Below are 26,272 nucleotides of genomic sequence, written 5' to 3'. Positions count from 1 at the left end.
CTCTCTTAGTTGCGTGATAGTGATGGCTTTTCAAAATTTTAGACGCTAAACAGCAACAAAAAGTTTGAATATCGGAGAGCCCATTTGACTCGCTTTAGAGTAGATTTGAACACAAAGGTTATTTCCAATGACGCCCGCGTTTTTCTTGCACGTGCAGGTAAGCAGGGGCACTTATTTCAACAGGTGCTAAACTACAATGCGATTGGGCCGGACCTCCCGATGCTTGGTCTCGACTTGCGGAATGGCATTGATGGGGACCCCAATGTTGAAGCGAAAATTAAGCGTGCAAGGGCGTTTAGTAGCTGGCTGCGGCGATCCCGAGATTCACGGGGAGAAAGGCCATCTGAAAGTGTGAACGACTATCATGCGGCCAACAAGCGGCCTGGGCATGCCCAAATTGATGGTATTGTTCGCTCGTACTTTGGCGATTTGAAAGGCGGGGATATTTTGGTCATCCCCAACCCTTCCTACTTTGGCGATGCAATAATTGCCGAATTGCTGCCATTAGAAAATGACACTGTAAAGATACCCGGAACTCGGCGTTTCGAAGGTTTTGAGTTTGATGGGCGCCGATTTGGCTATCACAAGATGGTAAAAATGGCTGATCTGCCGAGATCAGTAATAGACCTAGCCAAGGTTCCAACCGGTCTAGCCGAAATCCGGACACCCGTTGTTAAGCAGCGGATTTTTGAACTGGGTTACGACGACTTCGTTTTGGATGATCGGTTCGTTTCCCGAATTATGACAACTAAGCGCGACTTTACCTCATTTGACGGAAATGTGTTGAATGCCTTAGTCACAATGGTCGCTGAGAATGTCGACAGGCTTGAAACCAATGGGGAGGACGCACAACTACTAAGCCTGGTGCAGGCCGCCTTTGAACAACTCGAGCATGATGATCTTCAGGTAAAGATCGACATTAACTCGCCGGGGTTCTTAGCGGTCTTCGACCGCTCCGTTGTGCCTTTGGTAATTGGTGTCGTGTTATCCGTAATGGTGTCCGTTGGATTTGACGCCGCAGCGTTTGCCCAGGACACATCAGTAGTGGTCGAAAACAGCCGTTCGGCCCTTGTAGACGACGTGTGTAGTCAAGAAGTAGGCAGACTAACTGAGAGTATGCTAAAGTTGCTGTCGACAGCGGAAGACGAATTCCAGCGCACCTGTAGCCTTTTGAGAGAGGCTCACGAGAACACGGGCGCGCGAACGAATGTAACAGTTGAGGTTGAAGGTGATTAACTTACCGAACTCTCGAGAGGACTGGATTGCTCTTGGCCGCAAGGTCGGGTGGGGTTTGGTTCGCTTCCAGGTTCTGGGTATGTTGATCGGTGCATTCCTGACCATCTTCACTCAGCTTCTCACAGGCTTTTGGGAGTTCCGCTCAGCACACGAACAGCAACTTCGTAATCAATGGACTGCGGTCGTTGCTGCGCAAGAAGCCTTCGAGAGTCAGCTTGCTAAAATTGATGTAGTTTTGGCTGGCCAGGCACTGCCAGAGGCTGGGCGAGAATACGCTACCGCCGCCCAGTCGTATATACGCTCGATGGAGGCGGTTAGCCGCTCATTGCCTGAAACATCAAGCGAAATCGCAGATTACATTGAAGCCATTGCCGCGCTACGAAAATACTACGATGTAGGCAACCCTCCAGTTCCAGAGACTGATGAGTGGATGTTGTTCTATGGAGAGTTCAGGCAGGACTTTGACCAGTATGTCACTGCACGTGAGAAGTACTTCAATGTACTTGCGGCAGAATTGGGCGACTACGCTCGCTACATCACCAACTCCTAGATTTTCAACTTTCCTTGATCCATCGAAGTCAATAATCCTCAATCGCTGTTTCGCTACAATGGACATCTGAGATAAGCCAGGCGTCTAGGTTTACAAACTCAATAGACCTTTGGCGCAAATGAGGCAGGCCTACCACCGCCTTGGAGCTTTCTGACAAGGGCGGCCGTATTCTCAAGCTGTCGTTTTAAGATCATGGCCAGCTTGCGCATCAAGTTTGGGTCATTGATGTCAGGGTTCGGCTCAAGAACTGTGCTGTTTAGCGAAACTGAGTTGCTATTCGTGAGCTTGGTGGCTTCTAAGCTCAGGTCTTCTGCGGCTGCTACCAATTCCTGGCTTTCTGCGATTAACTCTTTGTAATAGAATGGAAAATCTTCAGAAGTGTATTCATGCGCAAGATCATTTCCCGATTGCTGGCTTGAATTTCGCACTGACCTTGGATGATCTGCGACAGTAAATCCCGCAAGGTCTGATCTGGGTTCGGCTGTCTTTTCGAGTCTGATGTCATGTAAAATCTCCTTGGTTTTGTTGACGAATGATGCGACGTTTTCCGCCCTAATTTTCAACGTCCTGTTTACGTTGTGCGGCTTTAGGCCGTTCGCTAGTTCGATGTTAATTCGGCTGCGACCTCGACCTTTCACAACAGCGTCTTGCAGCTCTAGTCCCATACCGTTAATCAGCTCAGCCAGTGCGCGGGGCTGTTCTGAACGATTGAGGTCCGCGAGCTCTTTCAAGCTCTGACGCAAGCCCGGCAAATCGAAGCCCTGTCGTTTTGCAGCTTGGTGATCGTGCGAAGAAAAAGCCGCTCTGGGCGTTTCCAGATCGCTGAAAGCCTCGGCCAGCCTGTCAGCGAGCCGGTCGTGACCTTGCTCTCTGAGTCTCATTTCTGCGAACGAGTTGTTCGCGCCACTAATAAGCTGATGTCCGAATTTCAGTTCGCACAGGCGGCTTACGGCCTCGTCTTTTGCTTTGCTGCGAAACAGCTTGTACGTGCGGCCTGTTTCGCTGTCTTGAGCTGGTCGGATCAAGTGGTAATGATCTTGCAGGGTGCCGTCAGCTCGTCGGCTCAGATGGCGGGCCAGCGTTTGGGAGTCATTTGGATTAAACTGAAACTCGGCGTTGATCGCCTCGATAGCCTGGTGCAACTCGCAGGATGTCAGCTCTTGATCGGGCGAAATCGTGATGTGAAGCAACCCATTTTTTCGACCTTTGGCACTAGCAAATTCGTCACTGATTAGGAGCAGCTCGTTCTCGTTTTGAAGAACGTCAACGCCCTCGTTGTCGGCCTGTGCAACAGCGTAGCTCGTGATGCGGGGGCCATCGCCCGAAGCTATGCCTTTGCTTTTGATAATCACTCGACCGGCCTGATTTTCTTCAATTCGTCGCGCAGCTCGCCCATTGGCTCAAGCCAAAGGCGGCGACCTTCGACAATCGCATTGTACATGGCGTCGAATTGCTCAGCATTTAGAGTGCCAGAACTGCGAGCTTCGTTGATTGTCTTCTGGCACTGATTCAGGTTCGCACCGATCCCGGCAAGCTGGCGACAAATAGCCTCCAACTTACTAGCATTTGGTGGAGCGTAGGTTGTACGGCCATAGATCATAAACCGAACGTAATCAGCCTGCGAAATCTCGTTTTCGTGCGCCCAGCTTTTTAGTTTCGCGGCTTGTTCTGGAGTGAGTCGCATTTTGAAGTGATGCGGTCGTGCTGGCTGTCGACCGGTCAGTCCCGTAGGGGTCACAGGGTGCATAAAAGTCTCCTTTTTTGGACCCTTAGGGAGGGGGTGAAGGGGGAGGCGTAGCCTCTCCTTTACAAGTGTCTGGTGGTCCGCAAGGGTCAACCCGTCCCACTTGCTAATTTGCTACCATCCCCCGCTTTGGGCATTTCTTCTTAAGTTGCATTGATCAACGAAAATGCAAATTTCTCCGCGAGAAGTGGTCCCTTCGAGGCAGGAAACAGAAATGAACTTTGCTGGAAATCTATGCGGCGGCTGTGCGAGAGCTGGGCAAATGAACACATTTGCGATGATGTTGAACCTTGCTTGGTTGATATGTTTGAACTGAAAAAGTTTCTACCTCAGGTGCGGTAGGTTCCAATGCCGGGTTTCGACGCAGCAATACGACAGTCGCTGCAAGCGTTGTCTTTCTACTCACCTATGTTGTGCAACAACGAGCAAAAATGGATATCTCACTGCCACTTAGTAGGTGCCCTAAATGGACAGGCTGGGTTCGACTTCAGCCAGCTCGCGACGAATGATTTCATCAACATTGATACAATTGCCGCCCTCGTCATCAACGGCCGCGGCCTTCTCCGCTTCGATTTGTGCTGGCAGCTCTTTGAGGTAGAAGAACCTGCTGGTTGCATAGCTTTGCCCTACGAGCCAGCCAACAGCTCGGATCCAGCTATCGCTGTTTTTCTTGAAATACTCGCTGGCTACCTGCTCGCCCTTGTTTCGGCTCAAAGGGTGATTTCCGAGTTCGATGTTCGCGGCCCTAATTTTGCGTACGGCTTGTTTGCTTGCTTTGAGCTGAGCCAAGGCATTTCTCATGACAGTGTATCTGATGTGCGGATTACTATATTCTTTGTTGGCCATGACTAGGAATTTAGGTCGACCTTGTAAAAGTGACGTTTAGAAGTCCAATTCAGCCGCCCGAAGGCGGCTGAGCAAGTCATCTGGTCATACCTGCTGTTGGTTGGGCGTTTTCTTCGATCTGGCGGCATAGCTTTTCGATACTAGTCAGCGTGATTTTCCCCATTGCGATGATCAGCTTTCGAATTGCAGCGTGGATTTTCTTGCGATCAGATGGTGAGAGCTGCGATGCCATCTGTCCATCAAGCAAACTCTGTAACGCAAGAAGGCTGGCATCCAAGTTCTCCAAGGCTTCAGCAATCTTGGGCACATAATCGTTGGGCTCGTCGCTCTTAACCATCATTGCTACTAGCGAAACTAATTTTTGGATCTGGTTTTCAGCTTCGTGAATCGTCTCTTGGACTTCGGGGTGCATATTTTTCCCTTTGATATTCGTAGAGGTTGCTTTTTGGTATTTAGTGGGTCTTTCAAGGCCTTAGGCTTTTGGAGATCGAATAGCGACCCTTTCGGTACGAATTGCCTTCAATAACTCCTTGTGGAGCATCATATTTGTCTCCTTTGATACGACCTCCAAAAGTCTTCCCGCGTTCCATTTTATAAATGTTTTCCACAACTTTCCCACGAAACCGTCTCTGCGAAGGTTCGGCTTTTGCAAGGTAGGCAGCGAGCCAGTAGCCGCTGAATTCTGCCGCAGTGCCCGGTACTTCAACCCCGAGGTGCCATTCACCGCCCGTGCTACATGCAATTTCGCCTTTCGAGCGTTCTTTGAGTGGCCTTCGGTGCTTTGCGGCATGCTCTCCCAACGACCGTCCGAGGAAGCAAATAAAGTTTCTGTGGTGTTCAGTTGGTAGATGTAAAGCCAGGTGAAAATGCTCGCCTGCCTCGGTTGTGGCTTCTCTAACCCAAATGTATGCAACCGGGCATTTACGTTTTGCTCTGGTCAAGAATTTTCTGATTCTTTCGACCAGAGACTTTGCTCGCTCATAAGGGTGCATGTTTGACCATGCGTTGTCCGAATTCTCAAGGAGCTTTGACCAATTTACAGTCAATATTGCGTTTAGCGGATACCCATTCACAAATCCGACATAGGCGGCCGAGATGAAGTGACCCTGAGTTTTCGTTGGTAAATTGGATGTCCTTTTCACTGTCGACTGCGAACAGTCCGTGTGGCGAAAGCCTCGTAGATCATTCCCTAATTGTTGGGTATCCAAACATGGGTGATACGAACAATGAAACGCGCGTTCCTTATTATAGAGGGGTGTCCGTAAATCGACTTTTTCAACTTCCCTGCGTTTCCATCGAAGGAACCTCCTCGGGGCAAACCGCAAGATGAATCTGGTTCGCGGTCCATCACTCAAACACGTAATGGAAGCCGAAGACCAGAGCCGGGTGAGAATGGTCAATTCAGGGCATGCAAGTGTTCCCAGAACAACAGGCCACACTACGCTTTGGGTGAACGAAATCGAGCCACTTTCGGTTGCCGAAAAGTTCGTCAGTCCTGGGAATTCTGTATTAGAATCAACGAACCATTCTGGCGGGTTCGCCAAAAAAAAGTCTTTAAAATCAAAGGTAGGTAGATTCCTGCACGGCTCACCACTTTTTCAAAATCAGGCCTGCACGCAGATGGCTGAGGTGAAGTTGAAACCCGGTCGCTCCGTGTCGTGAAAGTCAGCTTCCGAAAGTTCACGCCTTTGGTCTTGATCAAGCGCTGTTTCCCAAACACCGAACTCGTAGTGCCTAGCTTTCCTTTCGATTTGAACGGCATCCGAACCAGATAGTCCGCCTCGAATTTGAAGGCTGTGTGATACCGATCTTCTTCGATTGACCCTAAGTTTTTGTCATCATCCGGCGGGGGTGTGCCAGCACCTCTCTCAGAATTCAGCCATGATGACATCGGTTCATTCGGTATACTCCCTCAGTAATGGCGCACTGAATTTATAAGAGTCTGCATCTAACGGCTGTCTCCGCGGGACTTCACATCTAAACATCTGAAGTTCCTGGTTAGTGCAATAGGGAATTTCCAGAACTTTTCAAGATCGCCAATTTTTCGTAAATTAGTTTACAAAATTTTGTTTCAAATCCAGTTATTTATTGTGAAATTTTCCACCCGCTTTCCATTATTGAAATGCACATAAGTGCGCTTTCGTCTGCTGGAAGAGGAGCCAGACGGCGAAAGAAAGGGAAATGGGAGGAATTAATGACCAACAAATCTGTCACACGCCGCGGCGTGCTGAAGTCTGGTGCCGTTGCAGGTACCGGTCTGGCCCTGCCTACGATCTTCACGGCTTCGTCGGCTGCTGCTTTTACCAACGAACCGACGGGGTCATCCGTCACCTTGGGCTTCAATGTCCCACAAACCGGGCCTTATGCCGAGGAAGGCAATGACGAACTGCTGGCGCAACAGCTGGCGGTCGAGCATCTGAACGGTGAGGGTGATGGCGGCTGCCTGAACACCTTTACGTCCAAGGCGCTGAAAGGGAACGGCATCCTGGGCAAGAAGGTCGAGTTCGTCACCGGCGACACGCAGACCAAGTCAGACGCCGCACGCGCATCGGCAAAGTCGATGATCGAAAAAGACGGCGCGATCATGATCAACGGTGGTTCGTCCTCGGGCGTGGCCGTTGCCGTTCAGGGTCTGTGCCAAGAGGCAGGCGTGATTTTCATGGCGGGTCTGACCCACGCCAACGACACGACAGGCAAGGACAAGAAAGCCAACGGTTTCCGCCATTTCTTCAACGCATACATGTCGGGCGCAGCACTTGCCCCCGTGCTGGCAGCGGAAATGGGCAAGGAACGCCGCGCCTACCACCTGACGGCCGACTACAACTGGGGCTGGACCCAGGAAGAGTCGATCGTCGCATCGACCGAAGCCTTGGGATGGGAAACGGTCAACACGGTCAAGACACCACTCGCGTCAACGGACTTCTCGTCCTACATCACGCCGGTTCTGAACTCGGGCGCAGACGTTCTGGTCCTGAACCACTACGGCGGCAACATGGTGAACTCGCTCACCAATGCGATCCAGTTCGGCTTGCTGGACAAGGTGGCCAACGGCAAGGACTTCAAGATCGTCGTGCCGCTGTATTCGGAGCTGATGGCCGCCGGTGCGGGCGAGAACATCAAAGGCGTGCTGGGTTCGATGAACTGGAACTGGCAGCTGCAGGATGAAGGCACCAAGGCCTTCGTGAAGTCCTTTGGCGAAAAGTACGGCAAACCGCCGTCCAACTCGGCACAGACCTGCTATGCGCAGGTGCTGCTCTATGCAGATGCCTGCGAGCGTGCGGGTACCTTCAATCCGTGCGGTGTTGTTGAAGCTCTGGAAGACTTCGAGTTCGACGGTCTGGGCAACGGTCCAACCTGGTATCGCGGCGCCGACCATCAGTGCTTCAAGGACGTGCTGGTCGTTCGCGGCAACGAGAACCCGACCAACGCCTACGACACGCTGGAAATCGTCGAGATCACGCCGCGTGCGCAGGTCGAGTACGATCCGGAGCATCCGATGTTCGCCGGTGGCGCGCTGGGAGAATGCAACCCGGGCGCGTAAGTCCCTGTGTCTGAGTCTGGCCGCCCCATCGGCGGCCAGACATTCGCGGCAGGGCTGATCCTGTCGCTCCACACTCCACACTGACCAAGCCTGAGGTGGGCCAATGGACGCCATCCTACTGCAAATCCTGAACGGTCTGGACAAAGGCTCGGCCTATGCACTGATTGCCTTGGGACTGACCCTTATTTTCGGAACGCTGGGCGTTGTGAACTTTGCCCACGGGGCTCTGTTCATGATCGGTGCGTTCTGTGCCGTAACCCTGCAAAAGCTCATGAACCTGAGCTTCGTGACCATCGACGAAACCCAAACCGACTTTCTGGGCAACCCGCTGAAGGTCGAAACACCCTATGTCGAGGCCTGGTTTGGTCCCGAGTTCGGCGCGACGATCATCGACTGGTCTGTTCCGCTGGCCATCCTGTTCGCGATCCCGATCATGCTGTTCGTCGGCTATGTGATGGAGCGCGGGCTGATCAAGCATTTCTACAAGCGCCCCCACGCGGACCAGATCCTTGTCACCTTTGGTTTGGCGATCGTGTTGCAGGAAATCGTGAAGTATTTCTTCGGCGCCAACCCGATCCAGACGCCGCCGCCCGACGCACTCAGCGGCTCTGTCGACCTTGGCACAATGATCGGCTTCGATCCCAACGCGATCATTTATCCGATCTGGCGCCTGGTTTACTTCGGATTTGCCGTCGCCATCATCGGTGCCGTCTTCTCGTTCCTGCAGTTCACGACCTTTGGCATGGTTGTCCGCGCCGGAATGGCCGACCGCGAGACGGTGGGCTTGCTGGGTATCAATATCGACCGCCGCTTTACCATCATGTTCGGCATCGCGGCCGCTGTGGCTGGCCTGGCCGGTGTAATGTACGGGCCGCTCAACCCGCCAAATTATCACATGGGGATGGACTTTCTGGTCCTCAGCTTTGTTGTGGTTGTTGTCGGCGGCATGGGTTCGCTGCCCGGAGCGGTGCTGGCTGGCTTTCTGCTGGGCATTCTTGAAAGCTTTGCCTCAACGACCTGGGCCACCACAACAATCCCCGGAATCAACCAAATCATCATCTACCTTGTTGCCATTATCGTGCTGCTGACACGCCCGCGCGGGTTGATGGGACGCAAAGGCGTGATGGAGGAATAATCGATGTTGGGACTGAACAAGAAAGACACCAGCCTTCTGATCATCGTCGGCCTTCTTACCCTGCTGGCCCCCTTCATCCTGAACCCGTTCCCGGAAGGCAGCGCCATGGCGCAGTTCAACGCGGGCTATCCGGACCTGATGCAGCGCTTTGTTATCTTTGGCATCTTTGCCATCGGGTTCAACATCCTGTTCGGTCTGACCGGATACCTGTCCTTCGGTCACGCGGCCTTTTTGGGCGTGGGGTCGTATTCGGCCGTGTGGATGTTCAAGCTGCTGAGTTACAACATCATCCCGGCTATCGCGCTCAGCGTTGTGGTGGCAGGGCTATTCTCGCTGCTGATCGGGTTTGTCAGCTTGCGCCGGTCCGGCATCTATTTCTCGATCCTGACGCTGGCCTTTGCACAGATGAGTTTTGCGCTGGCCTATTCGGTGCTGTCGAACCCCAAATTCAACCTGACAAACGGGGAAACCGGTCTGCAGGTCTATGCCGACGATCCCCAAATTCTGCAGGGGGCCAATTCGCCGGATCTGCCACACCTGTTCGGCCTGCCGATGCGCGCGACCTACACGATGGATGTCGGAGCGTGGAGCTTTGACTTCAACGCGGGTTATTACCTTTGCGCGATAGTCATGATGGTTGTGTTCTATCTTTCGATCCGCATTTTCCGCTCACCTTTTGGAATGATGCTGCGCGCGGTGAAATCGAACCAGCAGCGGATGAACTATACCGGCCTGAACTCCAAACCCTACACCCTGGCGGCCTTTGTCATTTCGGGTATGTATGCCGGCCTGGCCGGCGGTCTGATGGCGGCAATGGACCCGCTGGCAGGGGCCGAGCGGATGCAATGGACCGCCTCGGGCGAGGTTGTTCTGATGACCATTCTTGGCGGCACCGGCACCTTGATTGGTCCGGTTCTGGGCGCTGGATTCATCAAGTATTTCGAGAACATCTTCTCGAAGATCAACGACAACGTCCTGCATAGCTGGTTCGCCTTCCTTCCCGACGGGCTGGAGGACGCGGTGGTGTTCCTGATCCACCCGTTCATCGGCAAAGGCTGGCACCTGACGCTGGGCATCCTGTTCATGCTGGTGGTGATCTACCTGCCGGGTGGCCTTGTCGAAGGCGGTCAACGATTGCTGAACCGCTTGAAGCGCAAGAAATCGGGTACCGACGATGCGCCGTCGGGCAAAACGGAACCGGCGGAGTAAGGGGCGGACCATGGCAATTCTAAGAGTCAAAGATGTCAGCAAACGCTTCGGTGGCCTCAAGGCGCTGACGGATGTGAACCTCAATGTCGAGGAGAACACGGTTCACGCAATCATCGGACCCAACGGGGCGGGCAAGTCGACCCTGCTGAACTGTCTGGTGGGCAAACTGATGCCGGACACTGGTTCGGTGCTGTTCGACAATAACTCGGTGCTGGGGCTTGAACCCTTCCAGATCAACCAGATGGGCATCAGCCGCGTGTTTCAGACGCCGGAGATTTTCGGCGAACTGACGGTGATGGAAAACATGCTGATCCCGATCTTTGCAATGCGGGACGGCGCGTTCCGGATGCACGCCTATGAGACCATTGCCAACGAAAAGGCCATAGTCGAACAGGCCGAGGCGATGCTGGAAGAGATGAACATGGCCGACAAGCGCGAGATGCACGCTGCCGCACTGTCGCGTGGCGACAAACGGCGGTTGGAGATCGGCATGTGCCTTAGCCAGAATCCCCGACTGTTGCTCTTGGACGAACCGACGGCGGGCATGGCGCGGGCCGATACCAACAACACGATTGATCTGCTGAAGCAAATCAAGGACGAGCGCGACATCACCATCGCCATCATCGAACACGATATGCACGTGGTTTTTAGCCTGGCCGAGCGCATCACAGTGCTGGCGCAGGGCACGCCCCTTGTTGAAGACACTCCGGAAAACATCCGCGGTAATCCCAAGGTCCGCGAGGCCTATTTGGGCGAGACTGCTGCGTAAGGAAAAGCTATGAACGAGAAACCTGACTTTTCAAAAAACGCCAATTTGGCCAGCACTGCGCCTGCGTTTCTCTCGGTGTGGGACATGCACTCCTACTACGGAGAAAGCTATATCGTGCAGGGCGTCAGCTTCAACGTGCACGAAGGCGAGATTCTTGCCCTGCTCGGGCGCAACGGTGCAGGAAAAACTTCGACACTCCGTTCCATTGCCAGAGTGGGCGAGCCGGAAGTGCGGCATGGCGAAATCTGGCTGGACCATCAACCGCTCCACAAAATGACAAGTTACGAAGCCGCGGCGGCTGGCCTTGGTCTGGTGCCTGAAGACAGAAGAATCATCCCAGGCCTGACTGTCGAGGAAAACCTGCAGCTTGCGCAGATTGCGCCGCCAATCGGCTGGTCACTGGACCGGCTTTACGAGTTGTTCCCACGACTGGGCGAGCGCCGGAAACAAGAGGGAATAACCTTGTCGGGCGGTGAACAGCAAATGTTGTCCATCGCCAGAGCCTTGGCCAGAGACATCAAGGTCCTGCTTCTGGACGAACCTTATGAAGGTTTGGCCCCGGTCATCGTCGACGAAATCGAAAAAACGCTGATCCACGTCAAGCAGCAGGGAATGACTACGATCATTGTCGAGCAGAACGCAGTTCGTGCTTTGGAATTGGCGGACCGGGCCATTATCCTGGATACGGGAACCATCGTATTCGACGGCACCGCCAAAGAGGTGCTTGAAGACACCAATCTTCGTGAAGAGTATCTGGCGATCTAAATTTGCCTCGAGCTTGAAGGCAAGCGCAATTTTCGGACTACGAGCGGGATTTCTCGAAAGCTCTCGATCCCTGGTCCGGACTGTTCTGGTTTCCTCGGCAGACTGGTATCAACGCGACAACAGCGATGGCTGAAAGACAGGCTGTCGGGGGCGTGTCATCGTTGGTTCGTGCGCAGACCTGATCAGTTTAGGCGACACTGAAACCTGGTTCTCGTTACGAAAACCGGGTCTGTTTATGCTGTTTCTTATCACGGTTTTGGTACGCGGACCGTCTGTTATGCGGGCGCTGCTGCATATTTTGTGCACGGGCCTTGCTCAGCCAAGATCAACGCATTGACAGTTTTGAATAAGTTTTTTTCACTTGTTGAGCCCGCATCCTGGGTTTTTTGCAGAGCTACGGAAGGAAATTTTCAATGACAAGATTCAGCATATTTACTTTGCTGGGCGCAACGACTTTGGCGCTTTCTGCGTGTGACGAGACCAGTGGCACAAGCGGGTCCACCGAAGTCACTCCTGCGCAACAAGCCTGTTTGCGCGACGTGGCCGCCGCAACCAACAACACGCAAGTTGTTGTGCTTTCGTCCGAGTTCAGCGAGGCCGGAACCCTGGTAAAAGTTGGCGTGGGTCCGGATCAGGCACCATGGAATTGTATCGCTTACAGCGATGGTGCAACGGCGGGTATTGAATCGCTCAGCGACGAAGGCGCGCTTTGAACGTTTGCGTGACTGTCGCAACTTCGAGGCTCGGTCTAGCCGCATGAGACCGTGCTCTTGGCTTTCCAACCCCGGAAAGACGAAGCGAGCGCTTTTGCGGCCTCGCAGGTGCGACACGCTTCGCCGCGTGAACGCGTCGGGACAACCTGTCCGCCAAACAGAAGGGAATTGTGATGTTTAAGAAGTTCTTTTGGGCGCTTGCGCTTTTCCCCATGCCCGCGTTTTCCGACATCTCTGATGAGGCGAACGCTTGCATCGATGAATTGATAACCCGCTTTGGCAATGTAGGCGGTGAGGTCCTTGGCCAGGAATTCAGCGAAGCCGCCATCATGGTCCGGCTTCGTGATGGCACCGGTGTCGAGTATGAGTGCATCGTTTGGTCCGGACCCGAAGTCGCCGATTTACGACGCGTGGGTGAAAACACTGACACTGCTGATGATGGAGGCGGCGCATTGGATGGTGCCTCTGACACTGCGCCGACAGTTTCAGGGGATCAGGTCGTCAAGTTTGATACCGGCACAAGTGGCACGACCCTAAGCGCCACACTTCAGGCCGGCACGTCCGTACGTTACATCCTGGGGGCAAACGACGGGCAATTTTTGAACGTGGATGTCGGATCACATGGTGGCGCTCTGGACTACAGGATCTTCAATCCCGACGGCACTTTTCTGTTGGACTTGATTCCTTCGGAGACGCCGTATCAGGGTCAGCTTTGGCAGTCGGGCGACCATATCATTGAAGTTGTGAACGCGGGCGCACAACCGGTTGCCTTTGACATCGGGATCGGCATCAACTGACGCCGGAACGACTTGGGCAATTTGACATACTATCAAAGGGCCGCTCCCCCCAAGCACAATGTTGAATCCGCCTGTTCTTGCCAAAGTCGGGAAGAGATTTGGCTATCCCCAGAACGCCTTCTGCACCTCGGCCCGCCGATCCCCGGTGGGAGTTTGAACCGCAAGCACCGTCCCGGCGTCCCAGTGGCTGGCATCGACCATGCCAATTGCAACATTTGTTTCGAAGTCAGGCGACCAGGCGGCAGACGTGACCTGCCCAACCCGCTTTCCGTCTTTGTACAGCGGCCAGGCCGACCGGGCCGGCGGCACCGGATCACCGGGGATGGAAATCGCGCGAATTTGCCGCGCCGGACCTGCGGCGGCCTCTCGCGATAGCGCGTCCCTGCCGATATGGTCGCTACCCTCTGACGGATTGCAGAATTTGCCCAATCCGCATTCCAATGGCGAGTTCTCCATTGTCATGTCGTTGCCATAGCTCAGCAGGCCGCCTTCGATCCGTTCGATCAGGTTCGGACAGCCGGGGCGCACATTCAGATCTTCGCCTGCCTCGAACAAGGCGTTCCACAGTGGCATCCCATAGGCACCATTCTCAACATAGATCTCGTAACCGCCTTGTTTGGAATACCCGGATCGCGCCACCACAAAGGACGTGTTCTGAAAGGCCAGCCGCTTGTAGCGGAAAAAGCGGATGTCACGCACCTCGTCTCCAAAGACCCGCGCCATCAGGTCATCCGACTTTGGCCCCTGAACGGCCAGGGGTGAAACGTCGGGCTCGAACACCTGCACGTCCATGCCCGCACCCACAGCCAGCCCCTTGACCCACAAAAGCAGGTCGCTGTCCGCAATGGAAATCCACCAGCGATCCTCGCTGTGCTTGATCGCCACCGGGTCGTTCAACATGCCGCCATTCTCATCAACGATCGGCACGTAATAGCACTGGTCTTCCTGCATCTTCTCCAGGTTGCGGGGGGTCAGCCGACGCATCAGCCGGCCAGCATCCGGACCGTTCAACTCGATCTGCCGTTCACAGGACACATCCCAAACTTGCACATGAGATTTCAGGTGCCGGTAGTCGGCCTCGACGCTCTCAAACACCGTGGGCAACAGCATCCGGTTGTAGACGGTGTAGGCGGTGACGCCCTTGTCTTCGACCCCTTCGGAAAAGGGCGTTTGGCGCAGGCGGCGGGATTGGGACAGCAGACGCATATCAAAGGTCCATTGATTTGATACGATCCCGAAGCTGGAACTTCTGGATCTTTCCGGTGGAGGTTTTGGGAAGGGTTTCGAATACAACAACCTTGGGGGCCTTGAACCCGGCAAGGTGATCTCGGCAGAACGCAATGATCTCGTCAGATGTTGCCCTGGCGCCTTCACGCAATTCGACAAACGCGCAGGGGACTTCGCCCCATTTCTCGTGCGGCATCGCAACCACGGCCGCGGCCTGCACGGCGTCGTGACGATAAAGCACCGCTTCGACCTCGACGGATGAGATGTTTTCTCCGCCCGAGATAATCACGTCCTTCAGGCGGTCGCGGATCTGTATATAGCCGTTTTCGTGCACGACCGCACCGTCACCAGACCAGAACCATCCGTCTTCGAAGGCTTTGGCGGTGGCCTCGGCATCCTTGTAATACCCCGCCATGACCGTGTTGCCCCGGATAGCAATCTCGCCCTGGGTGGACCCATCGCGCGAGACCGGCGTGCCGCTGGTGCGGTCGAAAACAGAAACGTCTTCGACCATAGGAAAGGCAACGCCCTGCTGCGCCTGTAACTCGGCCTGTTCTGCGGGGCTAAGATCGTCCCACTCATCCTGCCAGAGACACTGTGAAATATGTCCGTAGGTTTCGGTCAGGCCATAGACCTGCATGACGTCAAATCCCATGGATCGCGTCTTTTCCAGCACCGACGGCGGTGGCGGTGCTCCGGCCGTCAATACGCGGATCGCGGGATCAAAGGGGGCCGCACCGCTTTCGGCTTCGGCCAGCATCTGCAACACAATGGGCGCCGCACCAAAATGGGTCACACCATGGGTGCGGATCGCATCCAGAATACGGTCTGCTGCCGGAACGCGTGTGAATACAACCGTCGCCCCAAGCATGGCCATCAACCAGGGGTGCCCCCAACCGTTGCAGTGGAACATCGGCACCACCGACAGATAGACCGGATAGGGCGGCATCTGCCACGCTGTCCCGGTGCCAAGCGCCATCAGATAAGCTCCGCGGTGGTGATAGACGACGCCCTTGGGGCGCCCGGACGTGCCTGAGGTGTAGTTCAGCGCGATCGCATCCCACTCATCTTCGGGCAGGTCCATCGGCAAAGGGGCGGCGTTGGTCAGCGCCTCATAGGTCTGGCCACCAAGGCTTTGGCCTGCTGCAGCGGGATCGACGATCTCGACCACCGGCAAGGTCCGACCAAGCAGATCAAACGCTTGGGACAGAAGCGGCACAAGCTCCCGGTCCACGATCGCCAGTTTCGTGTCCGCGTGATCCAGGATGTAGGCGATGGTTTCCGGCTCCAACCGTGTATTCAGAGTGTTGAGCACTCCGCCTGTCAGCGGTACGGCAAAGTGCAACTCGAACAGCTCTGGGATGTTCGGGCTGAGCACCGAAACCGTATCACCTTTCTGCACACCAAGTGCCGCCAACCCACCGGCCACCGCGCGAACGCGGGTGGTGGTCTCAGCCCAACTTCGCCGGATGTCGCCATAGATTACCGCCGTGCGGGCTCCATGCAGGTTTTCCGCGCGGTGCAGAAAAGACAACGGCGACAGACGCACATGGTTGGCCCGTGTCTTCTGAAGAGCTTCGAAATGGTGACGCATCCCGGTACCGCCTTTAACAGCTGTTAGGCCGCACGCGAGCGGCGGTCTTGTTGGCGAAGGCTTCCAGCCGTTCGCGGGCGGCGGGCTGGGTATTGACCACTCCGCCCACCACAGCTTCTGCATACGCCGCGTCCATGCCGGACATGTTGTTCAGGTGGCTGATTGCCGAGCAGATTGCAAAATTGGTCAAAGGCAGGTTCTGCGCAATTTGTCCCGCCAGCTCCATCGCCTTGGCCATGCTGCCGCCTTCTTCGGTTATGTATTGCGCCAACCCCAGATCGACGGCCTCTTGCCCCTGATAGACACGGCCGGTCAGGATCATGTCGATCATGCGGTATTTGCCGATCATATCCGAAACCCTGATGGTTGCCCCGCCCCCAGTAAAAATCCCACGCTGGCCTTCAGGCAAGGCAAAATAGGTGCCGGGGTCGATCACACGGATATGCGCCGCGCTGGCCAGTTCCAGTCCTCCGCCCACTACCGCGCCCTTCAGCGCGGCGATGATCGGCACACCACCATATTCCATCTTGTTGAACGCTTCATGCCAGCGCAGACAGACATGCATGAAGTCATCCGGGCTGCGGTCGGCCTTCCAATGCTCGACCAGATCAAGGCCCGCGCAGAAGTGGTTTCCTTCGCCGGCCAGAACCACAGCTCTGACACCGGCCATACGCGCGCCGCTGAAAAAGCGGATCAGTTCCTCGATCGTGGCCACATCCAGTGCGTTGCGCTTAGAGGGACGGTTCAGGGTCACGACGTACAGACCGTTCTCACGCTCGGAAATCGCAAGGTTCTCATATGTGTCGGGGTTCACGACGTCATTCATGGGTCAGATCCTATCCAGGCGTTATTCGGGGAAAGTCGCGTCAAGCAGACTGCGCGAGCCATGCAGGATGCGGGCGTGTTCGGTTGCACATTCAGGCAGAATGTGCTGGGCAAAAAACAGGGCAGTGGCGATTTTCTGGGTCATGAATTGTGTATCCTGCCCGGCGTCCAGTGCACTTTGCGCAGCCACGGCACCCTTTGCCAGTTTCCACCCTGCCGCGAGTGTCCCGGCCAGCATAAGGAACGGGACAGAGCCTGCAAAGGCAGCGTCGATATCCTTTCGGCTGTTTTCCAGCAACCAATCCAGCGCGGCCTCAAATGCGCCGCGCGCCTGAGCAAGACTTGCGCCAATTGCCTGCGCGCTGGCATCTCCTTTTGCCAGTTGCGCTTCAGTCTCGGCTATTCGGGCGGCGAACCGGCGGGCGGTTTCTCCTCCGTCGCGCATCACCTTGCGGCCCAGAAGATCGTTGGCCTGAATGGCTGTGGTGCCTTCGTAAATCGGCAGAATGCGGGCGTCGCGGTAGTGCTGCGCGGCTCCTGTTTCTTCGATAAAGCCCATGCCGCCGTGGATTTGCACGCCCAGCGAGGCGACCTCGACCGCGCGTTCCGAGCAGAAGCCTTTGACCAGCGGGACCATGAATTCGGCCAGCGCAGCGATTGCCGGATCGTCCTGAAGATGCGCGATGTCCAGCAGGCCTGCCGTTGCGGCCGCCATAGCCCGGCCACCTTCGGTCAGGCCGCGCATCCGCATGAGCATACGGCGTACGTCCGGGTGTTCGATGATGGCGACCGCGTCTTTGGCCTGACCATTCACGGGACGGCTCTGCACCCGGTCGCGCGCATAAGCCAGAGCGCGTTGGTAAGCCCGTTCAGAGGTCGCGATGCCCTGAACCCCAACAGAAAACCGAGCGGCGTTCATCATGATGAACATGTATTCCAGTCCGCGGTTTTCCTCGCCGATCAGGAAACCGGTGGCGTCTTTGTATTCCAGAACCGCCGTCGGGCTGGCACGAACGCCCAGTTTGTGTTCGATGCTTATGCAATTGACCGTGTTCTCGACGCCCGGAGTGCCATCCGGCCCCACCAGTTTTTGCGGAACGATGAACAGGCTCAGCCCCTTCGGCCCGTCAGGCGCGTCAGGTGTGCGGGCCAGCACCAGATGAATGATGTTCTCGGTCAGATCGTGCGCGCCATATGTGATGAAGATCTTGGTGCCAGAGACGCCGTAGCTGCCATCCCCACGCTGCGCCGCCCTGGTCGCCACGCGGCCCAGATCACTGCCTGCCTGCGGTTCGGTCAGGTTCATCGTGCCGGACCAGCGCCCTGCGATCAGCGGTTCCAGATAGGTGGCTTTCTGTTCGTCCGAACCGGTCAGCAGCAACGCCTCAATCGCCCCGTCGGTCAGCAGCGGGCAAAGACCAAAGCTCATATCAGCGGCATTCAGCATTTCAACGGCAGCCGCGCCGACGGCACGCGGCAATCCCATCCCGCCATATTCCACCGGATGGGTCAGCGCCTGCCACCCCATTTCGACGAACTGCGCGTAAGCTTGCGCATCACCTTCGGGCATCGACACGCGGCCACTGTCGAACTGCGCGCCCAGCGTGTCCCCGATATGTGACAATGGCGCGATCTGTTCGCTGCAGAACCGGGCATATCCCTCGAGCGCGGCACCAATATCCGTCAGGTCGTATTCCGAATACACTTCCACCCGAGACACCTTTTCCCAGTGGGACAAGTGTTCGATGCAAAACATCAAATCCTGAACGGGCGGCTGATAGGACATGCCAGGCTCCCCTGCGGCGACTATGGTTTCGCGTCATCTACCCGCCCAATGGTTTGCCGATAAGCTCATTTCTTGACAAAATGGTATCCGATCACGCCAACCTGAGGTTCAGATGACGAGCCATGACCCCATATCTCTGACGACTGTATCGGCGGGATTTATCCAGGATTGGCTGGATGCGCTGAAGTCCCGTTGCACTCCGGCTGAGATGACATCGCTGTTGGAGCGTTCGGGCCTGCAGGCCAACCAGATGGCACCTTCTCAACGCGTCACACTGAATGAAATCGCCCGGCTTTATCAGCTTGCCGCGCCCGAAACCGGGGACGAAATGATGGGCCTCTGGAGCCGTCCGATCCGGCCCCGCGCCCTGCAGCATCTGGTGACTGTACAGCGCGAAGCGAGCAGCCTGGCCTCGGCACTTTATCGTTTCTCGACATTTTGGAACCTGCTTCTGGATGACTTCCACCTGGACTTGCACAGCAAATCCGACGCGGTGGAACTGGCGTTGGTCCCATATTCGGACGACACCCGCCCGCAGCGTTTCGGCCACATGCTGATCCTGAAACTGGCGCATGGGCTTTTGTCCTGGCTTGGCGGGACGGAAACACCGGTAAAAGCCGTTCGCTTTGCCTTTGCCCGCCCGGAGTTTGCCGCCGACTACGCCGTCGTCTTCCCATGCGCGGTCGAGTTTGACGCTCGGCAGACCAGTATCCTTTTCGACCCGCGTCTGTTCACCCGCCCGGTAACCCGCAGTTCGGCTGAGGCGTCCGTGTTCCTTGAACGCGCGCCGCTGGACTGGATCTTTACTGGTTCGCGCGCGCATACAAACAGCCTTCGCGTCCGCGCGTTTCTCTACGGCGCAACATGGCAAACCTGCCAGCTTCCGGATGCAGCGCGTGCCCTGAAAATGACGCCGCGGACCTTGAACAGGCGTTTGAAAGAAGAAGGAACTTCTTTTCAGGACATCAAGGATGCACTGCGCCGCGACATTGCCATCCGCGCGCTTCAGCAAAGTACGCTCAGTATTGAACAGATCGCCTTTGACACCGGATTTTCGGCTCCGGCGAATTTTCACCGCGCCTTTCGAAAGTGGACCAGCCGGACCCCCGGGTCATACCGTGTGCACGCGCAGGCTTCCTGACGACGGCACTTCGTCGCGGACGTTCGCATACCTCGTGGGAACAGATCATTCACTTGGGCTGACAATCCGCCCGTTCCGCAGTTCCAGCGTATCCGGCGCCAGTGCTTCCCGAAACGATGGTGCGTGGCTGACCAGCAGAATTGCCTGCGGCAGGCCACAAAGAATCTCTAGAAGTCGCGCTTCATTTTTGGCGTCAAGCGCATTGGTGGGCTCATCCAAAAGCAGCGCCTCGGGCTCCATCGCCAAAACGGTTGCAAGGGTCACAAGCCGCTTCTCTCCACCAGAGAGCTTGTGCGTAATGCGATCACGCAGACTTGACAGATCCAGATCGGAAAGCACTCTGTCGACTATGGCCAGCGCCTCGGACTTGCTGCGCCCGAGGTTGAGAGGACCAAATGCGATGTCTTCCGCCACTGTCGGACAAAACAGCTGATCATCAGGATCCTGAAAAACCAGCCCGACCTGACGGCGGACTTCGTGAAAATCCGCCTCGACGCGCCTTTCCTTTCCCAGGACGGTCACGCGCCCGGCGCTTGGTGTTTGCAGGCCAAGGGCGATGCGAAACAGGGTAGATTTTCCCGCGCCATTCGGGCCCGCAATCGACAGGCGCTGCCCCGGTTCAAGCTGCAGCGAAGCGCCGTCCAGCACTGGTGGCTGGCCGGGATATGCAAAACAAATGTCTTCAAGCTTGAGGATCGTCATAGATAATCCAGGAACAGCAGGCCAAGGCAAACGGTGCACAGCATCGCGGCGAACATGTGATCGCGTCGTGTCATGTTAAAGTCCTGCAGCAACAAAAGACGCCCGGAAAACCCCCGGCATTTCATCGCCGCCAGAATCCGCTCGGACCGTTCAATCGCGCGCACCAGCATCATGCCGACCAGATACCCGAAGCTTCGGTAGGTGTGCCAGTTTGTGCCGGGGCGAAATCCGCGGATCTTCATCGCGCCGCGCAGGCGCAGGTATTCTTCCCGCAACACCTCGATGTAGCGGATGGTGAACATCAAAAGGTGCACAAGCGCCTCGGGGCAGCGCAGCTTGTGCAAAGCGTGTCCAAGCGTCACAGGTTCCATCGTTCCGACCAGAACCATCAGCGCAAGGATGACCGCGTTGGCCGTCAGTGCAATCTCGACAGCTTTCCAAAGGCCCTGCCAACTGGCCGGAAAGCCAAAAACCGTGAACATCGCGTCACCGGGCATTGAGAATGGCAGCAACACCAGCATGAAGATGATGAAGCTGTCCATCATGGCCATACGCTTGAGGGTCCGGCCGACTGGCAAGCGTGACATCACCAGTAACCCAAGCGAGACGGACAAAGCGCCGATCAGCGCCGGAATGCTGTTGAGGGCAACCGTGACGATGGCAAAGATGCAGGCCAAAACGATGCGCATACGGGGATCGTAGTCTCCGATCATCCCGAAATGGGCGGCTTTGCCTGCCTCGGCCAGTGTTTTGGCCTGTGGTTCCAGCGCATGTGCCATCAGGTGGCCATCTTTTTTCGCGCGGCCAGGTAAAAGCCGATGCCGAACAGACCAATGATATAGCCAATACCACCCAAGATGTTCTGCAGATCATTGTGCTCGCGGTAGGCGGCGATCTCGCGCCGCAGTGGGCGGGTTTCGTCGCGCACCGCTTTGGCGATGGCGGCGCGTTCCTCATCCGAGAGCGAGGCCACAGTCACCGCTGCCGCGCCATCCGCAGATGCAACCGGCGTGGCTGTTTCAGAAAGCTCGGCTTCGACCCCCATGATTTCTGCCACTTCGTCGGCCGACATGGCAACTTCGGCGACGTGCCCTGCACCCAGATCTGCCTTGAATGTATGAGTCACCGCTCTGGTCGGGCTGTAGAGAAAGAAACCGTCCGTATCGGTTACTGTGCGTCCCAGTTCAGAGCCGTCGGGGCCATAGACGATGACCTCCTGGTCTGCGGCCATATCGCCATTGGAAAACCCCAGCTCGCCTTCGATTGCGTCGCCTGCCGGAAAAACGCCTGCAATAACCTTATGCGCAAGAGCCGGGAGCGGGGCGAGAGCAAGCGTACAAACAAGGATCAACTGTTTCATGTGGACGCAACCTTTACAAAAAGTTCCGGTTTGACCTTGCGGGCCAGAAGAACGGCAAAACCTGTCAGCACGGCCTCGATAGCCATGACGGGAATGTGGGCGAAAAAGACAAGCTTGGCAGCGGGCAGGAACTCATCGCCGGACAGCGCCAGCGAGACCGCGACAAAAGCCGTCGTGGCGGCGATCGAAAACGCACCGCCGATGCCGCCCCAGATCGCCCCCTGAACAGGCGAGCCACGTGCGATCAGACGACCAAAGATCATCCAGGTCAACACCGCCGGAAGGGCGATATTCACCGTGTTGATCCCCAGCACGGTCAATCCGCCAAAACCGAAGAACACGGCTTGCAGCAGCAAGCCGACAAAAAGGGCCGGAAAGGCGGCCCAGCCGAGCAGAAGCCCGGCCAGACCGTTCAGAATCAAATGCACAGACGACGGGCCAATCGGCACATGGATCAGCGAGGCGACAAAAAAGCTGGCCGACAACACGCCCGCCGTGGGAATGCGATCCAGATCCAGCGATTTCAGGCCCAATGCGATCCCGCCAGCCGCGGCGACCGCACCGCCGATCACGACAGGGTTTGAAAGGGCTCCGTCGACGACGTGCATTCAGGCTTACTCCAGATCCCAGGCGCGGATCCAGATGACCGCATCCTGGCTCAGCTCTTTGCCTTCATGCTCGGTTTCCGGACCCACGCCCAAAGCGGCGAAGCCCCAGTACCCGGCTTTTGGCACACCAAAAGTGAAATATCCGTTGTCATCCGAAATCGCGACCAACGCGCCGCCCGGCAATGGGGACACGGTGGCGTCCTTCGCGCCGGTGCCGGTCATGTCCGGTGCTGCGGCGATGTACTCGATTTCGATTTCTGCGCCGGCGACGGGCTGTCCCTCGCTCAACACGCGACCGGTAAAGGTTGACCCGGCGATGATGTTGTAAGGTTTGTTCAGCGGCAGAATCTCGGTGGCCAGCCCCTGCGGCTGATCCCAGTCGGTCGGCAGTTCGTTTCGGTTGAGGTAAGCCTTGGTGATTTGCTGGATATAGATATCCTCTGATTCTTCGTAGTAAGGCGCAGGAACTGTAACCACCACATAGTCACCCGAGCGTTTAACCTGAATCGAGCCCAGGAACGCTTTGGCGATGTTGTCCGGTCCTTCAAAAGTGGTTTCTTCCAGCGTATCCATCAGATCGGTTTTTTCACCGTTGTGGATTACAAAGAATTCTTCCGGTCTTTCCAGGGTCATCACGTGACCAGCTTCAAACGGGTGCCAGAAAACCAGTTTGACCGGAACGTCACCGGGGCGTTCGATCATCGTGTCGTCGGTATATTCCAGCAGGAAATGGGCCTGCGCCAATGCAGGCATCGCCAAAGCAGCCGTTGCAGCCACCAGCAGTTTTTTCACAAATCGAGTCCTTCTCACGTCGCGCCTTCCCCGGCACAATTCTGCTTTGACGATGGGGAACGCGAAGCCATCTGCCTTGTCGGGCAAACAGATCCGGCGCACACCCCGTCGCCGATGATGAACGCCCCTTCCAAGGGCGCATGTTCGGCAGGTCTCCTGACTTGCGGGTCAAAGCGCTAAACTAACCTTCCCGGGATACCCCAGTGGCATTATCAGCCGCGCTCGCCGCCTACAGTTGCGGGGGCAGTTGCAGAGTTGGCGAAATGTGCCGCACTGCATTCCCTATTGCTTCCGAGGATGTCCCCGGAACCGAACATGGCCCGTTCATGCCAGAATATGTAAGACACGGTCAACAATTGATTGCGGCGTTGCATGGGCCATTTGCGAAATCAGAAATTGCATGTTCGCGCTTGCTACGCGGTTTGGTATGCGCCACCGCGAGTGTGTGTATTTTCTTAGATATCTTTCCGCGTTCAATAGTCGTCGGTTCAGTTCGCGGACTTGAGATTTTTAGGCCTGAAACTGCGGGCGTTGACTCGCGTTTAAAATTGAACTCGCCGCAAATATGTAGGGTCGCTCCGATGCACAAAAGGTCCGACCGGCCCAGCGCTCGATGCAGAAGCAGAGTTGTTGTATTTGCCGCCGTGTTCACGCTACCATCGGGCAAAACAACAGTGCAGGTGCCTCGTGACCACAGAAACAAAACGCCCGCTTACCCTTCGCGATGTCTCGGAAGCGTCGGGGGTATCCGAAATGACGGTCAGCAGGGTCCTGCGCAATCGGGGTGATGTATCAGATGCGACCCGAACACGGGTTCTGGCCGCCGCAAAAGAGCTGGGATACGTGCCCAACAAAATTGCGGGTGCGCTGGCATCCAGCCGGGTCAATCTGGTCGCTGTCATCATCCCGTCACTGTCCAACATGGTCTTCCCCGAGGTCCTGACCGGCATCAATCAGGTGCTGGAAGACACCGAATTGCAGCCAGTGGTCGGCGTGACCGATTATTTGCCGGAAAAAGAGGAAAAGGTCCTTTACGAGATGCTCTCGTGGCGGCCTTCGGGCGTGATCATCGCGGGTCTGGAACACACGGAAGCGGCCCGGGCGATGCTGGATTCCGCGGGCATTCCGGTGGTCGAAATCATGGATACCGACGGCAAACCAGTGGATGCGATGGTCGGCATTTCGCACCGCCGTGCCGGCCGCGAAATGGCGCAGGCCATACTGAAGGCCGGATACCAGCATATCGGTTTCATGGGGACCAAGATGCCTTTGGACCACCGCGCGCGCAAACGATTCGAAGGCTTTACCGAGGTTCTGGGCAAACACGGGATCGAGATCGAGGACCGCGAGTTCTACTCGGGCGGGTCGGCACTGGCCAAGGGGCGCGAGATGACGCAGGCGATGCTGGAACGGTCGCCGGAACTGGATTTTCTGTATTATTCCAATGATATGATCGGCGCTGGCGGGCTGTTGTACCTGCTGGATCAGGGGATAGACATCCCTGGTCAAATCGGGCTGGCAGGGTTCAACAATGTCGAACTGCTGCAAGGTCTGCCTCGCAAACTGGCAACCATGGATGCCTGCCGGCTGGAAATTGGCCGTCAGGCCGCAGGGATCATCGCGGCACAGCTGGCCGACCCGGAAGCCGAGATTGAAACCCGCGTGACACTGACGCCAAAAATCAGCTACGGCGACACACTGAAGCGGCGTTAGAGTCTTGGCACTGCCGAAACTGGACAACCGGACAGCCCGTGCGGCGTTCATGGATCGTCACTTGCTGTCCGAAACCCCGTCGGGCAGCGCAAAGGGCGCGGATCTTCTGGACCTGATCCGACGGCTTGGTTTTGTTCAGTTGGACAGTATCAACACCGTGGCCCGCGCCCATGACATGATCCTGTTTTCGCGCAGGTCCACCTATCGCAGCACACATCTGAAGCGCCTGTATGAACGGGACAGGGCGCTGTTCGAGCATTGGACACATGACGCCGCCGTTATTCCGATGGAGTTCTACCGGCATTGGCACCTGCGCTTTCAGCGCGACGCCGATTTGTTGAAAGCCCGCTGGAAGAATTGGCGGCGGGATGGATTTGAACAACAGTTCGCCTCGGTTCTGCTGCACATCCGCGATCACGGTCCGGTATCCTCGTCCGATGTGGGAAAGGACGAAAAGAAAGGATCGGGCGGCTGGTGGGACTGGCACCCGTCCAAAACCGCGCTGGAGTTCTTGTGGCGCTCGGGCGCGCTGACCGTCATTGGCCGGGACGGCTTTCAGAAACGCTACGACCTGACCGAACGGGTGATCGAAACTCATCTGTGCCCCGGTCATGCACCATGCGATGCCGAAGGAACGGTGGACTGGCTGTGCAACGCCGCCCTGGACAGGTTGGGGTTTGCAACATCGGGCGAACTAGCTGCGTTCTGGGATACGGTCGGCGCGGCCGAGGCGAAAGACTGGTGCGCCGCGGCCCAGAAAAACGGCGCAATTGAGGAAGTCGAAATCAGTTGCGCGGATGGGCGTAAGAGGAAAGTGTTTTCCCGCCCGGGTTTGGTTGAAGAGGCCCGTGAACTGCCCGCGCCACCGGGCAGGATTCGCGTGCTCAGCCCGTTTGACCCGATGCTGCGGGATCGAAACCGCGCCGAACGCCTGTTCGGGTTTCACTACAGGATCGAAGTGTTTGTGCCCGCACCCAAAAGAACCTACGGCTATTATGTCTTCCCCCTGCTCGAAGGTGATCGGCTGATCGGCCGGATCGACATGAAGGCCCACAGGGATTGCGGCGAATTGCGGGTACAATCCGTCTGGCCCGAGCGAAAGTTGCGCTGGTCAGAGGCGCGCACCCGCCGTCTGGAGGCCGAGCTGGACCGGGTGCGCAGGTTTGCCGGCCTTGATCGTGTTGAGCTTGCCGACGGCTGGCTGAAAGACCCTAAATAG

27 protein-coding genes and 1 riboswitch are annotated in these 26,272 nt (G+C 56.4%); of the genes, 13 read left to right on the top strand and 14 right to left on the bottom strand.

What is annotated here, in order from left to right:
- The first annotated feature begins 84 nt into the window (after window positions 1-84).
- Window positions 85-1,236, top strand: coding sequence for a hypothetical protein (locus ACR1XU_RS10930; protein ID WP_480906655.1), 1,152 nt, complete (start codon window positions 85-87; stop codon window positions 1,234-1,236).
- A 79-nt stretch (window positions 1,237-1,315) separates the two neighbouring features.
- A complete protein-coding gene (locus ACR1XU_RS10925) occupies window positions 1,316-1,786 on the top strand; it encodes a hypothetical protein (RefSeq protein ID WP_480906657.1) in 471 nt (156 codons plus the stop codon).
- A 98-nt stretch (window positions 1,787-1,884) separates the two neighbouring features.
- On the opposite strand, the gene ACR1XU_RS10920 is transcribed toward ACR1XU_RS10925, so the two are convergent.
- The 5 genes from ACR1XU_RS10920 to ACR1XU_RS10900 all read right to left on the bottom strand — a co-directional run bounded on the left by ACR1XU_RS10920 (window position 1,885) and on the right by ACR1XU_RS10900 (window position 5,518).
- Window positions 1,885-3,138, bottom strand: a complete 1,254-nt coding sequence (locus ACR1XU_RS10920) for a hypothetical protein (RefSeq protein ID WP_480906660.1) — start codon at window positions 3,136-3,138, stop codon at window positions 1,885-1,887.
- Window positions 3,135-3,533, bottom strand: a complete 399-nt coding sequence (locus ACR1XU_RS10915; protein WP_480906663.1) for a plasmid mobilization protein — start codon at window positions 3,531-3,533, stop codon at window positions 3,135-3,137. The genes ACR1XU_RS10920 and ACR1XU_RS10915 overlap by 4 nt, the downstream gene beginning before the upstream one ends.
- Window positions 3,534-3,992: 459 nt before the next feature.
- A complete protein-coding gene (locus ACR1XU_RS10910) occupies window positions 3,993-4,319 on the bottom strand; it encodes a hypothetical protein (RefSeq protein WP_480906666.1) in 327 nt (108 codons plus the stop codon).
- A 133-nt stretch (window positions 4,320-4,452) separates the two neighbouring features.
- Window positions 4,453-4,788, bottom strand: a complete 336-nt coding sequence (locus tag ACR1XU_RS10905) for a hypothetical protein (RefSeq protein ID WP_480906669.1) — start codon at window positions 4,786-4,788, stop codon at window positions 4,453-4,455.
- Window positions 4,789-4,840: 52 nt separating this feature from the next.
- Entirely contained in the window at window positions 4,841-5,518 is a 678-nt protein-coding gene (locus tag ACR1XU_RS10900) for a hypothetical protein (RefSeq protein WP_480915606.1), read from the bottom strand.
- 184 nt (window positions 5,519-5,702) lie between these two features.
- Between ACR1XU_RS10900 and ACR1XU_RS10895 the strand changes: the two genes are divergently transcribed.
- The 8 genes from ACR1XU_RS10895 to ACR1XU_RS10860 all read left to right on the top strand — a co-directional run bounded on the left by ACR1XU_RS10895 (window position 5,703) and on the right by ACR1XU_RS10860 (window position 13,305).
- Window positions 5,703-6,038, top strand: coding sequence for a hypothetical protein (locus tag ACR1XU_RS10895; protein ID WP_480915605.1), 336 nt, complete (start codon window positions 5,703-5,705; stop codon window positions 6,036-6,038).
- Window positions 6,039-6,570: 532 nt separating this feature from the next.
- Window positions 6,571-7,917: a substrate-binding protein gene (locus tag ACR1XU_RS10890; protein WP_170612573.1), complete on the top strand. Its 1,347-nt coding sequence runs from the start codon at window positions 6,571-6,573 to the stop codon at window positions 7,915-7,917.
- A 103-nt stretch (window positions 7,918-8,020) separates the two neighbouring features.
- Window positions 8,021-9,052, top strand: a complete 1,032-nt coding sequence (locus tag ACR1XU_RS10885) for a branched-chain amino acid ABC transporter permease (RefSeq protein ID WP_170680283.1) — start codon at window positions 8,021-8,023, stop codon at window positions 9,050-9,052.
- A gap of 3 nt (window positions 9,053-9,055) precedes the next feature.
- Complete coding sequence (locus ACR1XU_RS10880; RefSeq protein ID WP_170680281.1) at window positions 9,056-10,261, top strand: branched-chain amino acid ABC transporter permease; 1,206 nt, start codon at window positions 9,056-9,058, stop codon at window positions 10,259-10,261.
- A gap of 10 nt (window positions 10,262-10,271) precedes the next feature.
- A complete protein-coding gene (locus ACR1XU_RS10875; RefSeq protein ID WP_480813382.1) occupies window positions 10,272-11,030 on the top strand; it encodes an ABC transporter ATP-binding protein in 759 nt (252 codons plus the stop codon).
- Window positions 11,031-11,039: 9 nt separating this feature from the next.
- On the top strand, window positions 11,040-11,795 hold the full coding sequence (locus tag ACR1XU_RS10870) for an ABC transporter ATP-binding protein (protein WP_170680279.1): 756 nt from the start codon (window positions 11,040-11,042) through the stop codon (window positions 11,793-11,795).
- A 413-nt stretch (window positions 11,796-12,208) separates the two neighbouring features.
- Window positions 12,209-12,508: a hypothetical protein gene (locus tag ACR1XU_RS10865; protein WP_170612584.1), complete on the top strand. Its 300-nt coding sequence runs from the start codon at window positions 12,209-12,211 to the stop codon at window positions 12,506-12,508.
- Between the two features lie 173 nt (window positions 12,509-12,681).
- Window positions 12,682-13,305 carry a hypothetical protein gene (locus ACR1XU_RS10860; RefSeq protein ID WP_480906675.1) on the top strand — a complete coding sequence of 208 codons (624 nt, stop codon included), beginning with the start codon at window positions 12,682-12,684 and terminating at the stop codon, window positions 13,303-13,305.
- A gap of 102 nt (window positions 13,306-13,407) precedes the next feature.
- On the opposite strand, the gene ACR1XU_RS10855 is transcribed toward ACR1XU_RS10860, so the two are convergent.
- Genes ACR1XU_RS10855 through ACR1XU_RS10840 form a run of 4 tightly spaced genes read right to left on the bottom strand, consistent with a single transcriptional unit; the run spans window position 13,408 to window position 18,737 of the window.
- Window positions 13,408-14,511 carry a dimethylsulfoniopropionate demethylase gene (locus tag ACR1XU_RS10855; protein ID WP_480906678.1) on the bottom strand — a complete coding sequence of 368 codons (1,104 nt, stop codon included), beginning with the start codon at window positions 14,509-14,511 and terminating at the stop codon, window positions 13,408-13,410.
- 1 nt (window position 14,512) lies between these two features.
- On the bottom strand, window positions 14,513-16,126 hold the full coding sequence (locus tag ACR1XU_RS10850; RefSeq protein WP_480906681.1) for an AMP-binding protein: 1,614 nt from the start codon (window positions 16,124-16,126) through the stop codon (window positions 14,513-14,515).
- A gap of 13 nt (window positions 16,127-16,139) precedes the next feature.
- Window positions 16,140-16,952, bottom strand: coding sequence for a methylthioacryloyl-CoA hydratase (dmdD, locus tag ACR1XU_RS10845; protein WP_480906684.1), 813 nt, complete (start codon window positions 16,950-16,952; stop codon window positions 16,140-16,142).
- 21 nt (window positions 16,953-16,973) lie between these two features.
- Complete coding sequence (locus ACR1XU_RS10840; protein ID WP_480906687.1) at window positions 16,974-18,737, bottom strand: acyl-CoA dehydrogenase family protein; 1,764 nt, start codon at window positions 18,735-18,737, stop codon at window positions 16,974-16,976.
- A gap of 112 nt (window positions 18,738-18,849) precedes the next feature.
- On the opposite strand from ACR1XU_RS10840, the gene ACR1XU_RS10835 reads away from it, so the two are divergent.
- Window positions 18,850-19,878, top strand: coding sequence for an AraC family transcriptional regulator (locus ACR1XU_RS10835; RefSeq protein WP_480906690.1), 1,029 nt, complete (start codon window positions 18,850-18,852; stop codon window positions 19,876-19,878).
- Between the two features lie 45 nt (window positions 19,879-19,923).
- Here ACR1XU_RS10835 and ACR1XU_RS10830 read toward each other — a convergent pair whose 3' ends face one another.
- From ACR1XU_RS10830 to ACR1XU_RS10810, 5 genes are read right to left on the bottom strand one after another with little or no spacing between them, the layout of a single operon-like run.
- Entirely contained in the window at window positions 19,924-20,580 is a 657-nt protein-coding gene (locus tag ACR1XU_RS10830) for an energy-coupling factor ABC transporter ATP-binding protein (protein WP_480906693.1), read from the bottom strand.
- Window positions 20,577-21,359 (bottom strand): cobalt ECF transporter T component CbiQ, encoded by a 783-nt coding sequence (cbiQ, locus tag ACR1XU_RS10825; RefSeq protein WP_480906695.1) that lies wholly within the window; start codon window positions 21,357-21,359, stop codon window positions 20,577-20,579. The genes ACR1XU_RS10830 and cbiQ overlap by 4 nt, the downstream gene beginning before the upstream one ends.
- Window positions 21,359-21,940: a cobalt ABC transporter permease gene (locus ACR1XU_RS10820; RefSeq protein WP_480906698.1), complete on the bottom strand. Its 582-nt coding sequence runs from the start codon at window positions 21,938-21,940 to the stop codon at window positions 21,359-21,361. Before ACR1XU_RS10820 ends, cbiQ begins: the two co-directional genes overlap by 1 nt.
- The gene (gene cbiM / locus ACR1XU_RS10815; protein WP_480906701.1) at window positions 21,937-22,548 is read right to left on the bottom strand and encodes a cobalt transporter CbiM; all 612 of its coding nucleotides are present in this window, start codon (window positions 22,546-22,548) and stop codon (window positions 21,937-21,939) included. Before cbiM ends, ACR1XU_RS10820 begins: the two co-directional genes overlap by 4 nt.
- Before the next feature lie 6 nt (window positions 22,549-22,554).
- Window positions 22,555-23,340: a DUF4198 domain-containing protein gene (locus ACR1XU_RS10810; RefSeq protein ID WP_480906705.1), complete on the bottom strand. Its 786-nt coding sequence runs from the start codon at window positions 23,338-23,340 to the stop codon at window positions 22,555-22,557.
- A gap of 129 nt (window positions 23,341-23,469) precedes the next feature.
- Window positions 23,470-23,669: riboswitch (cobalamin riboswitch) on the bottom strand.
- Window positions 23,670-24,027: 358 nt separating this feature from the next.
- Between ACR1XU_RS10810 and ACR1XU_RS10805 the strand changes: the two genes are divergently transcribed.
- Both ACR1XU_RS10805 and ACR1XU_RS10800 read left to right on the top strand, forming a co-directional pair.
- Window positions 24,028-25,053 (top strand): LacI family DNA-binding transcriptional regulator, encoded by a 1,026-nt coding sequence (locus tag ACR1XU_RS10805; RefSeq protein ID WP_170612609.1) that lies wholly within the window; start codon window positions 24,028-24,030, stop codon window positions 25,051-25,053.
- Between the two features lie 4 nt (window positions 25,054-25,057).
- A complete protein-coding gene (locus ACR1XU_RS10800) occupies window positions 25,058-26,272 on the top strand; it encodes a winged helix-turn-helix domain-containing protein (RefSeq protein WP_480906708.1) in 1,215 nt (404 codons plus the stop codon).

Source organism: Ruegeria sp. D1(2025) (assembly GCF_056536425.1).
This window is presented reverse-complemented; position numbering and strand designations above follow the sequence as displayed.

Coding starts and splice junctions, on each gene's coding strand:
- ACR1XU_RS10925 (WP_480906657.1), top strand. CDS start 1,316: ATGTTGATCGGTGCATTCCTGACCATCTTCACTCAGCTTCTCACAGGC.
- ACR1XU_RS10915 (WP_480906663.1), bottom strand. CDS start 3,533: ATGCACCCTGTGACCCCTACGGGACTGACCGGTCGACAGCCAGCACGA.
- ACR1XU_RS10905 (WP_480906669.1), bottom strand. CDS start 4,788: ATGCACCCCGAAGTCCAAGAGACGATTCACGAAGCTGAAAACCAGATC.
- ACR1XU_RS10895 (WP_480915605.1), top strand. CDS start 5,703: ATGAATCTGGTTCGCGGTCCATCACTCAAACACGTAATGGAAGCCGAA.
- ACR1XU_RS10890 (WP_170612573.1), top strand. CDS start 6,571: ATGACCAACAAATCTGTCACACGCCGCGGCGTGCTGAAGTCTGGTGCC.
- ACR1XU_RS10885 (WP_170680283.1), top strand. CDS start 8,021: ATGGACGCCATCCTACTGCAAATCCTGAACGGTCTGGACAAAGGCTCG.
- ACR1XU_RS10880 (WP_170680281.1), top strand. CDS start 9,056: ATGTTGGGACTGAACAAGAAAGACACCAGCCTTCTGATCATCGTCGGC.
- ACR1XU_RS10875 (WP_480813382.1), top strand. CDS start 10,272: ATGGCAATTCTAAGAGTCAAAGATGTCAGCAAACGCTTCGGTGGCCTC.
- ACR1XU_RS10870 (WP_170680279.1), top strand. CDS start 11,040: ATGAACGAGAAACCTGACTTTTCAAAAAACGCCAATTTGGCCAGCACT.
- ACR1XU_RS10865 (WP_170612584.1), top strand. CDS start 12,209: ATGACAAGATTCAGCATATTTACTTTGCTGGGCGCAACGACTTTGGCG.
- ACR1XU_RS10860 (WP_480906675.1), top strand. CDS start 12,682: ATGTTTAAGAAGTTCTTTTGGGCGCTTGCGCTTTTCCCCATGCCCGCG.
- ACR1XU_RS10855 (WP_480906678.1), bottom strand. CDS start 14,511: ATGCGTCTGCTGTCCCAATCCCGCCGCCTGCGCCAAACGCCCTTTTCC.
- ACR1XU_RS10850 (WP_480906681.1), bottom strand. CDS start 16,126: ATGCGTCACCATTTCGAAGCTCTTCAGAAGACACGGGCCAACCATGTG.
- dmdD (WP_480906684.1), bottom strand. CDS start 16,952: ATGAATGACGTCGTGAACCCCGACACATATGAGAACCTTGCGATTTCC.
- ACR1XU_RS10840 (WP_480906687.1), bottom strand. CDS start 18,737: ATGTCCTATCAGCCGCCCGTTCAGGATTTGATGTTTTGCATCGAACAC.
- ACR1XU_RS10835 (WP_480906690.1), top strand. CDS start 18,850: ATGACGAGCCATGACCCCATATCTCTGACGACTGTATCGGCGGGATTT.
- ACR1XU_RS10830 (WP_480906693.1), bottom strand. CDS start 20,580: ATGACGATCCTCAAGCTTGAAGACATTTGTTTTGCATATCCCGGCCAG.
- cbiQ (WP_480906695.1), bottom strand. CDS start 21,359: ATGGCACATGCGCTGGAACCACAGGCCAAAACACTGGCCGAGGCAGGC.
- ACR1XU_RS10820 (WP_480906698.1), bottom strand. CDS start 21,940: ATGAAACAGTTGATCCTTGTTTGTACGCTTGCTCTCGCCCCGCTCCCG.
- cbiM (WP_480906701.1), bottom strand. CDS start 22,548: ATGCACGTCGTCGACGGAGCCCTTTCAAACCCTGTCGTGATCGGCGGT.